Source organism: Uliginosibacterium aquaticum, assembly GCF_012972705.2.
Lineage (GTDB): Bacteria > Pseudomonadota > Gammaproteobacteria > Burkholderiales > Rhodocyclaceae > Uliginosibacterium > Uliginosibacterium aquaticum.
In genome coordinates, this window is record NZ_JABCSC020000004.1 from 33,426 (window position 1) to 45,993 (window position 12,568).

At 62.0% G+C, this 12,568-nt stretch carries 9 protein-coding genes and 1 other RNA gene; 7 read left to right on the plus strand and 3 right to left on the minus strand.

Annotation, left to right across the window (positions count from 1 at the left end; translation table 11 throughout):
- Window positions 1-4 precede the first annotated feature (4 nt).
- Window positions 5-1,042 (plus strand): protein-glutamate methylesterase/protein-glutamine glutaminase, encoded by a 1,038-nt coding sequence (locus HJ583_RS15360; RefSeq protein WP_170022751.1) that lies wholly within the window; start codon window positions 5-7, stop codon window positions 1,040-1,042.
- A gap of 72 nt (window positions 1,043-1,114) precedes the next feature.
- Here HJ583_RS15360 and HJ583_RS15365 read toward each other — a convergent pair whose 3' ends face one another.
- Window positions 1,115-2,374, minus strand: coding sequence for an L-lactate MFS transporter (locus tag HJ583_RS15365; protein ID WP_101944323.1), 1,260 nt, complete (start codon window positions 2,372-2,374; stop codon window positions 1,115-1,117).
- Window positions 2,375-2,568: 194 nt separating this feature from the next.
- Window positions 2,569-4,482, minus strand: coding sequence for a sensor domain-containing diguanylate cyclase (locus HJ583_RS15370; RefSeq protein ID WP_170022752.1), 1,914 nt, complete (start codon window positions 4,480-4,482; stop codon window positions 2,569-2,571).
- 229 nt (window positions 4,483-4,711) lie between these two features.
- Here HJ583_RS15370 and HJ583_RS15375 point away from each other — a divergent pair, with 229 nt between their 5' ends.
- From HJ583_RS15375 to HJ583_RS15395, 5 genes are all read left to right on the plus strand, one after another.
- Complete coding sequence (locus HJ583_RS15375; RefSeq protein ID WP_217423461.1) at window positions 4,712-6,172, plus strand: NAD-dependent succinate-semialdehyde dehydrogenase; 1,461 nt, start codon at window positions 4,712-4,714, stop codon at window positions 6,170-6,172.
- Window positions 6,173-6,425: 253 nt separating this feature from the next.
- Entirely contained in the window at window positions 6,426-8,411 is a 1,986-nt protein-coding gene (locus tag HJ583_RS15380) for a PemB family protein (protein WP_235943886.1), read from the plus strand.
- 110 nt (window positions 8,412-8,521) lie between these two features.
- A complete protein-coding gene (gene pyrC / locus HJ583_RS15385; RefSeq protein ID WP_170022753.1) occupies window positions 8,522-9,556 on the plus strand; it encodes a dihydroorotase in 1,035 nt (344 codons plus the stop codon).
- 10 nt (window positions 9,557-9,566) lie between these two features.
- Window positions 9,567-9,986, plus strand: a complete 420-nt coding sequence (locus HJ583_RS15390; RefSeq protein WP_101944327.1) for a hypothetical protein — start codon at window positions 9,567-9,569, stop codon at window positions 9,984-9,986.
- 235 nt (window positions 9,987-10,221) lie between these two features.
- Window positions 10,222-10,728: a YgjV family protein gene (locus HJ583_RS15395; RefSeq protein WP_170022754.1), complete on the plus strand. Its 507-nt coding sequence runs from the start codon at window positions 10,222-10,224 to the stop codon at window positions 10,726-10,728.
- 3 nt (window positions 10,729-10,731) lie between these two features.
- Here HJ583_RS15395 and HJ583_RS15400 read toward each other — a convergent pair whose 3' ends face one another.
- The gene (locus tag HJ583_RS15400) at window positions 10,732-11,952 is read right to left on the minus strand and encodes an HD-GYP domain-containing protein (RefSeq protein WP_170022755.1); all 1,221 of its coding nucleotides are present in this window, start codon (window positions 11,950-11,952) and stop codon (window positions 10,732-10,734) included.
- A gap of 115 nt (window positions 11,953-12,067) precedes the next feature.
- Here HJ583_RS15400 and rnpB point away from each other — a divergent pair.
- Window positions 12,068-12,484, plus strand: an RNA gene (rnpB, locus tag HJ583_RS15405) — RNase P RNA component class A.
- Window positions 12,485-12,568 lie beyond the last annotated feature (84 nt).

Here is a 12,568-nt window from a genome sequence, read left to right on the forward strand (position 1 = left end):
CAGCATGATCAAGGTACTCATCGTCGATGACTCTGCCCTGGTGCGGCAGATTCTGACGGCCATTCTCGGTCGCGAAGCCGATATCGTGGTGGTCGGCCAGGCTGCTGATCCATTGATCGCGCGCGACAGGATCAAGGAGCTGAACCCGGACGTACTCACGCTGGATGTGGAAATGCCGCGCATGGATGGGCTGGAGTTCCTCGAAAAGCTCATGCGTCTGCGCCCCATGCCGGTGGTGATGGTCTCCAGCCTGACCGAGCGCGGGGCCGACGTTACGCTGCGTGCGCTGGAACTGGGGGCGGTTGATTTCGTGACCAAGCCCAAACTCGGCGTGGCTGAAGGTCTTGAGGAGTATGCACAGGAGATTGTTGCCAAGATCCGCGCAGCGGCGCGTAGCCAGGTGCGCAAACGCTCGGCCGGGCCGCATGTGCCGTTGGTGGTGCCTTCCAGCATCAAGGGCGCCAGCGAGAAGCTGATCCTGCTTGGGGCTTCAACTGGTGGCACCGAGGCGATCAAGGATGTGCTCCTCGACATGCCACCCAGCTGCCCGCCGATCGTGATCGTGCAGCACATGCCTGCCGGCTTCACAGCCTCTTTTGCCAAACGCCTGGATGGTCTGTGCCGAATCTCCGTGAAGGAAGCACAGAGCGGTGAGCGCATCGTGCCCGGCCACGCCTACATCGCGCCCGGTGGGCGCCATCTGGTACTCAAGCGCAGCGGTGCGTTCTACCTCACCGAACTGAACGACGATGAACCGATGAGTCTGCACCGACCTTCGGTGGACAAGCTGTTCCATTCCGCTGTGCCTAATGTGGGCGCCAACGCGGTAGCGGTGCTGCTCACCGGCATGGGCAAGGACGGTGCGCAGGGCATGCTGGCCCTGAAGCAGAAGGGCGTCTATACGGTGGCGCAGGATGAAGCCAGTTGTGTGGTGTTCGGCATGCCGCGCGAAGCCATCCAGCTCGGCGCCGCTGATGCGGTGCTGGATCTGGGCAAGGTTGCTGAGCACGTGCTGGCGCGCTTTGGCGCGATGGCGCGCTGATGGGGTGTCGGGAAGGAGGCTTGAAAAGCAGAAAGCCCGCGCGCAGCGGGCTTTCCGTGGCACTGAACGGTGTCAGGCTTTCTGTGGAGCCAGCGCTCCGGAGCTGGCGGCTTTCCTGGCGTGGGCGCGATTGACGTAGACCTTCATCGCGATCGACACGATTAGGGCGAAGGCAAAGACACCCGCAAATACCTGCATCATCGCGGCGTAGCTGCCCGTCTGCTCGCGCAGGAAGGACGCGAAGCTCGAGCCGATCATGCCGGCCATGGCCCAGGCTGTCAGCACGTAGCCGTGGATGGCCGAGATTTGCTTGGTGCCGAAGAGATCGCCGATGTAGGCCGGCAGGGTGGAGAACCCCCCGCCGTAGCAGCTCATGATCGCGTACAGCACCACCTGGAAGATCAGCACGGCGGACAGGGTTGGCAGCAGCCAGAAGGCCAGGATCTGGAAGGCGAAAAAGGCGATGTAGGTGTTCGGGCGGCCCAGATAGTCGGAGGCCGAGGCCCAGCCAATACGGCCCAGACCGTTGAACACGCCGATCAGGCCGACGATTGCGCCTGCAGCGATGGCGCTCATGCCGGTCACCTCCTGCGCCAGGGGCGACGCCACCGAGATCACTGCGATGCCGCAGGTGATGTTGATGAACATCATGATCCACAGGCCGTAGAAGGGCTTGGTGCGCACCGCTTCGTTGGCGGTGATGTTGGAAAGATCTTCCTTGATCTTCTTGCCGGCCACTGCGCCGCTCCAGCCAGCAGGCTTCCAGTCCTTGGGCGGCGGCTCAAGGTAGCGGGCTGAGGCGATCATCACGACCAGGTACACCGAGCCCATGATGAAGAAGGTGGTGGAGACGCCCACGTTCTCGATCAGCTTGGCCATGATCGGTGCGGCGATCATCGAGGCGAAACCGAAGCCCATGATGGCCATACCGGTGGCCAGACCGCGACGGTCCGGGAACCACTTCACCAGCGTCGAAACAGGTGTGACATAACCGGTGCCCAGGCCCATGCCGCCGATCACGCCGTAGCAGAGGTAGAGCAGCCACAGGTTGCCGATCTTGGTGGCCACCCCGGCGCCGAGCAGGCCTACGCCCCAGAGGATCGCGGAGACTGTGCCGGACACGCGCGGGCCGCGCTTCTCGACGAAGTGGCCCATTACCGCGGCCGACATGCCGAGGAAGAAGATCGCAATGCCAAAGGTCAGGTTGGCTTCCTTCAGGCTCCAGCCGAAGGCCGCTTGCAGGGGTTTGGAGAACACGCTCCAGGAGTAGGCCGAGCCGATGCAAATATGGATGCCGACTGCGGCCAGTGCGATGAGCCACCGGTTCTTCATGGGATACCTCTGAAATGAATTCTGCAAATGCAGCGAGCAAAGTCTCATCCAGGCGGGTGGGCAGCAGTTTGATGGCAATCAAACCAGCTAGAAGCTAATTTAATGGACTCATTAATATTTCTGTTCAACAAACGGCCGCGTATTGATGCGCTGCAGGGTCAGCGAGCGTGTCGGCTCCGGCATTTGGGCGGCGCTCAGGATTTTCCGGTGAGGCTGAAGCACACCGTATTGCCGCCCGCCTTGCGGGCCTGTTGCATGGCGCGCTGGGCGCTGTTGAGGAGGGTTTCGGCACTGCGTGCATGCTGCGGGAAGAGGGCGGCGCCGATGCTCACGGTGATGCTGATGTGGCGATTGTTGATCACGAAGTCCTGGCTCAGGGCTGCGTGCAACTTGTGGGTGACGAGGTGGGCATCCTCATCGCTGGCGAGGGTGGACAGCAGCAGGGTGAAATCGTCCGAGCCGAAGTGGGAGACGGTGTCCGAGTCGCGTATGGTGCAGCTGAGGCGCTCGGCAATCTCGCGCAGCAGCTTGTTGCCCACGGCCTGACCAAAGTTCTCATTCACGCTCCTGAAGTTGTCCACATCCACGCACAGCAGGGCGAGGGTTTCGCGTTTGCGCTTGGCCATGCGCAGGGCCTGCTGAAGGCGATCGAAGAACAGGGTGCGGTTGGGCAGGCCGGTCTGCGCGTCGACCTGGGCCATGCCTTGCAGGCGTTCGCTGGCCGTCTTGCGTTCGGTGATGTCGCTCATGGTGCCGATCATGCGTGCGGCCGCACCGGTAAAAGTGCGCGCCACGACCATGCCGCGCGCGGCCACCCAGTGCCACTGGCCGTCTTCGCCCTGCATGCGGTGCTCGCTGAGATACTGACTGCTCTTGCCATCCAGGCAGGCCTGCATGGCAGCGCGTTCCTGACTCTCGTCCTCGGGGTGGATGATGGCTTTGGCGGCTTGCCCGGCGGATACGCCGAGTATTTCGTCGCAGCGCGGCGAGAAGCTGATCTGGCCGCTCTTCAGATCCCAGTCCCAAACCCCGTCGCCGGAGCCTTCGAGGGCGAAGCGCCAGCGCTCTTCGGCTTCCTGCAACGCGTCTTGAAGGCGCTCGACCTCATTGCTGCTGCGACGCCTGCCCGCCGACAAATGCATGCAGAGATAGAACAGCAGGGCCGCCAGCACGGCGCCGAGCAAGGCAACCGGTTTGGCTGGATCCCCCCCGATACGGCTGTTGAAGGTGGGCAGGGCGTTGATCTGCAGCGGCCAGATACGCTCGCCAAGGCGCAGCTCGCCGCTGTAGCTCAGATCCGTGGCGACAGCCACCGGGGCGCTGCTGCCCGAGGCTGGGGAGAGGCGGGTTTCGGCACTGTTCTGAGCTCCGTCGGTGATCAGCAGTTCGAGATCGTCGGCCTTCTGGCCGAGTGTTTCATGTAGCCATTCGCGCATCGAGAAGGCTGCGACCAGCCAGGCCTGCAGATGGGTGCGGCGCTCCGCAACGCTGAGCGCAGGCTCGCCCGGAGTAAATAGGGGGCTGGCGATGATGAAGCCGGGCTTGAACTCGCTGCCGTCCGCCCGGAGGGTGAGGCTCCCCGAGAGGCTGGGGCTGCCGGCATCGCGGGCTAGGGTCAGGATGCGTTGCTGTTCAGGGTCGGCAAACAGATCTTGGCCGAGCTGTGTGAGACGGGCACCCTGAGCGTTCAGGGCGAGGCTGACCGGGGCGTAGAGCGGGCGCTCGCCGGCGGGGCTGATATCGAAACCGCTGCCGGTTTTCTGGCGCTGGCTGGCGAGAAAATTGTCGCGCTGCTCAAGGGTCACCAGCGGGCTGATGCTGAGGCTCTCGAGCCCGTTGAGGCCGGCTGTTGGCAGTTGCGGGGCGAGAAAGCTTGCCAGGGTGTTGCCGTTGCCGCTGGCGTAGTGGGCCTGGGCGCTGCGCAGCAGGCGGGCGCTCCGATCAAGCTGTTGCTGGAGCAGGTTTTGCGTTTCATTGGCAAGATGGCTGAACGTGGCTTCGCGGCGGGACAGATAGTCGCCGTGCAGCTGATGCCAGGCAAAGCCGGTGAATACCAGAGTGAGCAGACTGGCAACTGCAGGCAGGGCAAAGCTGCGGAAATGGAGCATGGCGTGTCTCGTGTGGATTAAGCCCTGAATGCCGGCGGCGGCCTGCACAGATATCGAGCCTGGTCTTGAATTGAGAAAATAACAAAACTGTTAAAAATGCGCCTGGCAGTCTGTCACACCGGGTTGTCGTTTGTTTGCGTTGCGCCTTGCGCGGCTACACTTCGGTCAGCTGCCTCGCAGCCGGTTGTAGCCCAGAACTTAGCCTGTTCCGCACTCTTCGGGAGTCTCCATGCCCTTGTCGCTGTCAAAGCCTTTTCTGTTCCGCCAGCAAGCCCTGATTGGTGGCCTTTGGTGTCAGGCGGATTCGGGCATGCTGCAGCCGATTTACAACCCGGCCAGCGGCGATTTGCTGGGACACGTGCCGCACATGGGCGCCGAGGAAGCGCGGCGTGCCATCACGGCAGCCGTCGAAGCCCAGAAGGCCTGGGCCAGGCGAACGGGCCACGAGCGAGCGCGCGTGCTGCGGCGCTGGTTCGAACTGGTCCTGCAGCACCAGGAGGACCTGGCTCGCCTGCTTACCCTTGAGCAAGGCCGTCCGCTAGCCGAGGCCCGGGGTGAGATTGCCTATGGTGCAAGTTTCATCGAGTGGTTTGCCGAAGAGGCCAAGCGCAGCTATGGCGATGTGATTCCCTCACCGCAGGCGGACAAGCGTCTGGTGGTGATCCGTCAGCCTGTGGGCGTGGTGGCGGCAATCACGCCCTGGAACTTCCCGAATGCGATGATCACGCGCAAGGCGGCACCGGCGCTCGCGGCGGGCTGTGCTGTGGTCCTCAAGCCTGCGCCGCAGACCCCTTTCTCGGCCCTGGCACTAGCCGCGCTGGCCGCTGAGGCCGGCGTGCCGGCCGGAGTGCTGAATGTCGTTACCGGCGATGCTGCGGCCATTGGCGAAGCCCTCACCGCCAGCCCGCAAGTGGCCAAGCTGAGTTTTACCGGCTCGACCGCTGTCGGGCGCAAGCTGCTCGCCCTGTGTGCGAATACGGTCAAGCGCGTATCGCTGGAGCTGGGCGGTAATGCACCGTTCATCGTGTTCGAGGATGCCGATCTGGACGCCGCAGTGGAGGGCTGCATCGCGTCCAAGTTTCGTAACAATGGTCAGACCTGCGTGTGCGCCAACCGCATTTACGTGCAGGACGGCGTCTATGAAGCCTTCGCTCGCAAGCTGGCCGATGCCGTGCGCAAGTTGCGCGTGGGCAACGGACTGGAGGAGGGCGTGAGCTTGGGGCCGCTGATCGATCAGCGCGCCGTGCATAAAGTTGAGGCGCATGTGGCTGATGCGCTGGCGCAGGGGGCTCAACTGGTTCAGGGCGGTACGCGTCACGCGCTTGGGCACGGCTTTTTCGAGCCGACGGTGCTGGTCGAGGTCACCCAGGCCATGCGCATCGCGCAAGAAGAAACCTTTGGTCCGGTGGCGGCATTGTTCCGCTTCCAGAGCGAGCGTGCCTTGCTGGAGATGGCCAACGCCACCGAGTATGGTCTGGCGGCCTACTTTTACAGTCGCGATCAGGCGCGCTGCTGGCGGGTGGCCGAGGCGCTTGAGTGCGGCATGGTGGGCATCAATACCGGGCTGATTACCAATGAGGCGGTGCCCTTCGGGGGCGTCAAGCAGTCCGGCCTTGGCAGGGAAGGCTCGCGCTATGGCCTCGATGAGTACCTTGAGCTCAAGTATCTGTGTTTTGGCGGCCAGGGCTGAGTAAGCCGGGGGCTGAACCTGCTGCGACGCAGCGTTTTTGGCTTTGTTGCGGCGGCGTGACTATTTCGTCACAGGTCTTGGAGAATTTTGTGTCTTTGGTGTTGTTACCGGTTGCAAAGGAATTCTGATATCGGTAACACTTCCATGGTCGCGGTCACATAAATGCCGCGTGGGCATGTCAGAACATGCCTGACAGGTTTGTCGACAACGAGCGGCAGCCGCACCATAAAAATGGAAGTGAAGGAGATACAAGATGGCAGTAACAAGGAATATCAGCAGCCTGCTGGCTGTGCTGATGGCCGCAGGCTTGGCCGCGTGCGGCGGTGGTGGCAGCAGCGATTCTTCCAGCAGCACTGCAGCAAGCAGCAGCGCCAGCTCGGCGACCACCAGCAGCGCCAGAAGCTCGGCAGCTGCCAGCGCTACGAGCGCCACCAGTTCTGCAGCCGCCAGTGCCGCTAGTTCCACGGCCACCAGTTCGGTTGCAGCCAGCTCCGCTGCTGCCAGTAGCGCTGCGACGTCTAGTGCCGCAGCGTCGAGCACCAGTTCTGTTCTGGTGCCGGCCAACGGTGCGACCGGCGCCTATGTCGACACCACGCTGCAGATCACCTTTGACTCCGCCCCGACGCTCGGCAGCAGTGGTTACATCTATGTGTACAAATCGAGCGACAACACCCTGGTCGACAAGATCAGCCTGAATGTCTTCTCGACCGGCTCCTGGGCCGATGATGCAACGGCTAGCACGCCCGCCCTGACGGCTAGCGCGCTGAGCACCTACAACACCACCACCCTGCCGCTGCTTGCCACGGCCAACACTGAGGTCGACAAGATCGGCAACGTCAGTACCCTGACGCAATACCGCTGGGTGCTGTATCGCCCGGTCACCATCTCGGGCAAGACCGCCACCATCAAGCTTCACGACAACAAGCTGGCGCCGTCCACCGGCTACTACGTGCTGATGGATAGTGGTGTGCTGAACGGCAACATCAATGGCTCGGCCTACAACGGCATCTCCTCGTCTTCCGTGTGGGGCTTTACGACCAAGGCTGACCCCGTATCAACGACTGATATCGTGGTCGATGACGATGGCTCCGCGGATTATCGGACCGTGCAGGGCGCGCTCAACTGGCTGCTCAAGAACTGTGGTGGCACGAATGCCAGCACGACTTGTGGCACAAGTGCCAAGACGATCACGATCAAGAACGGCACCTATACCGAGATGCTGTACGCCCGCAATCTCAACAACCTGACCATCAAGGGTGAAACGCGCGACGGGGCAATCGTTCAGTACGACATGTACAACGATTTCAATCCGGGCACCGGTGGCAGTGCCACGCTGGCCACGGTTACGGGCACCAATCTGGCCGCCGGCAAGGCCCAGAAAGCCAAGGATGGTCTGTATCGCGCTTATCTGGGTGGTGGTCGTCCGGTCTTCCTGGTCGAAGGTTCCGATCTGCTCAACCTGACCCAGTTCACGCTGCAGAACACGCACGTGAAGGACGCCAGCTACAACAACCAGGCCGAGACGATCTACTACAACAGTTCGACGCTGAACGGCTCGCGCCTGACAGCCAGCTACATGAATTTCTTCAGCACTCAGGACACGATTCAAGCCAAGGGCTGGACCTGGATCTACAAGTCCCTGGTCAAGGGCGACGTGGACTACATCTGGGGTGCCACCTTTGCAACCCTGATTGAGGACAGTGAGTTGCGCACGGTTGTCGACACCAGTGATCCGACGAAGGGCGGCTATGTGATCGAGGCGCGTGCTGCCTACGGTTACCCCGGTTTCGTGGTGCTCAACAGCAGCCTGACAAAGGAAGCTGGTGTGCCGGACAACACGACGATGCTGGCACGGCAGGCGGGAACCTTTGCGGTAGCCACCTATTGCAACACCATGATGACCTCGGGTTCGCTCGGGAATGCCAACTACGGGTGCAACAATGTGGCCTTCATCAATACCAAGATGGGCACCCATATCAATACGGCTGGCTGGGACTACACCTACGTCCCTCCGATCACATCGGCGACCACGACCACCGGCTATCGTGAAAGCGGCAGCATGAACCTGAGTGGTGCAACGCTGGACGTGAGTGGCCGCAGCCTGACCTATGCCAGCACGACGCAGGACCTCTCCGGCCTGAACGCGACAGCCAAGGTCTTTGCCCAGTGGAACAGCAATGCCGGCTGGGCGCCGACGGCGGCAAGCTGCACAACGTCTGCCTGTACGACATCGAAGTAAGCTGAGAAGCGTGAAACCGAACGGCCGGGGCAACCCGGCCGTTTTTCTTTGGAGGCTAGCCATGGCCGGCTAAAATGCGCCGGAACGTTTCTCGCCCCGGAAAGAACAGCATGCAAAAAATCACCCTTACCCGCCCTGACGATTGGCACCTGCACCTGCGCGATGGAGCTTCCTTGCACGTCACCGTGGCGGACGCCGCGCAGCGCTTCGGCCGCGCCATCATCATGCCCAACCTGCGCCCGCCGGTCACCACCGTGGAGCAGGCGGCTGCCTACCGCGCACGCATCCTCGCCGCCGTACCGGCCGGGCTCAAGTTCGAGCCTCTGATGACGTTGTACCTGACAGACAACACCTCACCCGATGAGATCGCTCGTGCCAAAGCCTCCGGCTTCATCCATGCGGTGAAGCTGTACCCGGCCGGCGCCACGACCAATTCGGATGCCGGGGTGACGTCGATCGAGAAAGTCACCGGCGTGCTCGAGCGCATGGAAGAACTCGGTCTGGCTCTCTGTGTTCATGGCGAGGTGACCCATGGTGACGTGGATGTTTTTGATCGCGAGTCTGTCTTTATTGACCGCGTGCTGGCGCCGCTGGCGCAACGCTTCCCGCGTCTGCGCACGGTGTTCGAACACATCACGACGCGCGAGGCGGCGCAGTATGTGAGTGGCGCCGGTGAGCATGTGGCTGCCACGATCACGGCACACCACCTGCTGATGAACCGCAACGCAATCTTTGCCGGCGGGATCCGCCCGCATCACTATTGCCTGCCGGTGCTCAAGCGCGAAGTGCATCGTCAGGCGCTGCTCGAGGCGGCGATTTCGGACAACCCGCGATTCTTCCTCGGCACGGATTCTGCACCGCACGCCAAGAGCACCAAGGAAGCCGCTTGTGGCTGTGCCGGTTGCTACACCGAGCATGCTGGCATCGAGTTGTATGCCGAAGCTTTCGAGTCCGCCGGGGCGCTGGACAGGTTGGAGGCGTTTGCGAGTTTTAACGGGCCGGACTGGTATGGCCTGCCGAGAAATGCCGACACGATCACGCTGGCCAGAGAAGCTTGGAGTGTGCCGGCGACGATGGATTATTTGCCGGGCGATCCGCTGGTGCCGCTGCGTGCGGGCGAGACGGTGGCCTGGCGTCTGGTGTGAGGAAATCAGAATGAAGAGGCTGTCCTTCCTGTTGTTGCCTGCCGCGATGTTGCTGACGGGCTGCGAGAACAATGCGGCCTCTTATTCAATCGACGAGAGCAAGAACCATTCGATCAGCCTGGTGCGCGAGCAGAACCTGCCCTGGTTCGGTGAGGTGCATCAGCGCTTTGTCATTGCGCGTTTTCCCGAGTGTCAACGTCGTTACGACATTGCAGCGACCGGTACTGGGATGGCCAAGCTTGATCTATACGAAGTTGCTCCACGCCTGTATGCCGCTCAGCAGGGCAAGGCTTGGTATGCACTGGGAACCGAGCAGTGCGTGGTCCAGACCTTCAAGCCGGAGGACCGGCCGACCAGCCCACCCGGCCGGCTGGTCGGCAGTTTCGTCAAGAAAGAAGGGGCTCTGGTCTTCGAGCCGGCCGTGCCCTGAGGGGCGGCTCCCGGCGCCGTCTCTGTGATCCATTCGGCTTGAGGCCGACAGGAGCTCGCTGCCGATCATTTTTGTGCAGCGGGTTTCTGCAAGGCCCGGCCCAACATTCCTTTCGTAGTGTGCGGAGGCGGTCAGCCGGTTTCGCATCTTCCGCTCTGGCCTACGTGGTGACGCGGATTGCCTCTTGCAGGTGAGCAGCGGAAACTTCCGGCTTACTCCAACCGGGTTTCACGCTTTGCCCGCCGACGTTTTCTCCCTGCCGCAGCTCTTCGGCTATGCCACTTTTGTGCTGGGCATGGTTAGTTTCTCCCGCAAGCAAGATCATCAGTTCCGCAAGTGGCTGACCCTGCAGAACTTTGTGTACGCCGTGCACTTCATCCTCATGGGTAACGTGGCCGCCACGGCAGGTATGCTACTGTCGATTGCGCGCAATCTATTGTCGATGCGCACCCGCTCCCTGTGGGTGGCGGGCGTGCTGTTGGCAGCCAACTTCGTGCTGGCCTTCTTCGTGGTGAAGAGCGCCTGGAATGTATTCCCGCTGCTGGCTGCTGCGGTGGCCACCATTTCGATGTTCCGCTTCAGCGGGCTGCAACTGCGCTACGGCATGCTCGGCGCGACCCTGCTGTGGCTGGTCAATAACATCCTGATGGGCTCGATCGGCGGCACGGCGATGGAGCTCATGATTACCGCGATCAGCTGTTCGACGATCTGGCGCCTGCGCCGCGAGCAGCCACCTGCCTGAGATTCAGGACGAGATGAAAGGCTGGGTGTCGAGCTTCCACTTGGCCGGGTCTTCGTGACCGACGATGCGGTCAGCGCCGCCACTGCCCATCGGGCGCGACAGATCCAGATCGTAAGGTTCGACGCGGTGGCCAGTCTTGGCGTTGAAAATGACCTTCAGGCGGGGTTGCAGCAGGTTGGTGTCGTTCTGCTCTAGCACCACACCGAGACGGCCTGATTCCAGCTTGACCAAGGCGCCGACCGGATAGATACCGACACAGCGGATGAAGGCCTGGACCAGCTTCGGATCGAAGTGGAAGGCGCTCCATTCGTGCAGCTTGCGCAGTGCGTCGGTGGCCGGGATGCCGCGGTGGTAACAGCGGTCAGCCGTGATCGCGTCATACACGTCCACGATCGAAGACATGCGGACCAGTTGTGGGATCTGCTCGGGCTTGAGCTTGTCCGGATAGCCATTGCCATCCATGCGTTCATGGTGGTGAAGGGTAATATCCAGCGGGATCGGGCCGATTTCGGGGGACTTGAGCAGGATTTCGTAGCCGTCGCGCGGGTGGCGCTTGATGAGTTCGAACTCCTCGTCCGTGAGTTTGCCTGGCTTGTTCAGCACCTCGTCGGGCACCAGTGCCTTGCCGGTGTCGTGCAGCAGGCCGCCCATGCCGGCGAGGCGGGTGGTTTCGGCGTCCAGGTTCATGGTGCGGCAGAAGGCTACGAGCAGGGCGCACACGCTCACGCAGTGCAGGAAGGTGTAGTCGTCCTTGTTCTTGATAGTGAGCAGGCCGAGGATGGCGCCGCTATTGCGCAGGATGGACTCGGTGATGTTCTCCACCACGTGATCGACCTGCTCGACCTCTACTGCGCGGCCTAGGCGGGCATCTGCCATCACGTTGCGCACCAGCGCCTGGGCGCGACCCTTGATGGCGTAGGCGCGCTGGATTTCCTCGTCGCGCGTGGCGTGGATGATCACGGGCTGCTCGGCCGTTACCAGCGCGATCAACTCTTCCTGCAGGCTGTCCCGAACCTCGTCCTCGGTTGGCGCATCTGGTACATCAAGGCCCTTGTCGGTGTCGATATAGACATAGTGGATGCCAGAGTCGAGCACCTTCTCGATCTGAGCGTCGCTGGCGAGCTTGAATTGGTTCTTCAGGAATGGATGGCTCAGCCAGTCGCAATCCAGTTCGTGGATGAACATGCCGACTCGGAGTTCCTGGCTTGGAATTTTCTTGATCATGCCGACTGACCTTGTGCGGAATTTTCTGTGCTTCTCGTACTAACGGCTCAGCGGTGCGGAAATGAAGTCCCGGAAAACCCAGCGTTTGCCGCCCCGCCCCGTATAATCACGGCGGGAAGTTCGTCAGGCAGTCGCTGTGTGCTTCGGCGCATGGAGGAAAGTCCGGGCCCCGCAGGGCAGGATGCCGGCTAACGGCCGGGCGCCGTGAGGCGACGGAAAGTGCAACAGAAAACATACCGCCGATGGCTCCGCAAGGAGATCAGGTAAGGTTGAAATGGTGTCAAGCCGAGCGTCAGCAAGGTTTGGCGCATTGCGCAAGCAGTGCGGGGTAAGAGCCCACCGCAGCTCCTGGTGACAGGGCTGGCTAGGTAAACCCCATCCGGGGCAAGGCCAAATAGGGGGGCGTTGATGTGGCCCGCAGAGCCCCCGGGTAGGCTGCTAGAGCGGCACGGTAACGTGTCGCCCAGAGGAATGACTGCCCCGTCGGTGCAAGCCGGCGCGACAGAACCCGGCTTATCGACGAACTTCCCCCTCCGTTTCTCCTCGCGCAACGCACCCTTTGCGCAGCCCCTCTCCTTTTGTTCTTGTCTGCCAAGGCTTTGGCTTGTTTGCTGCC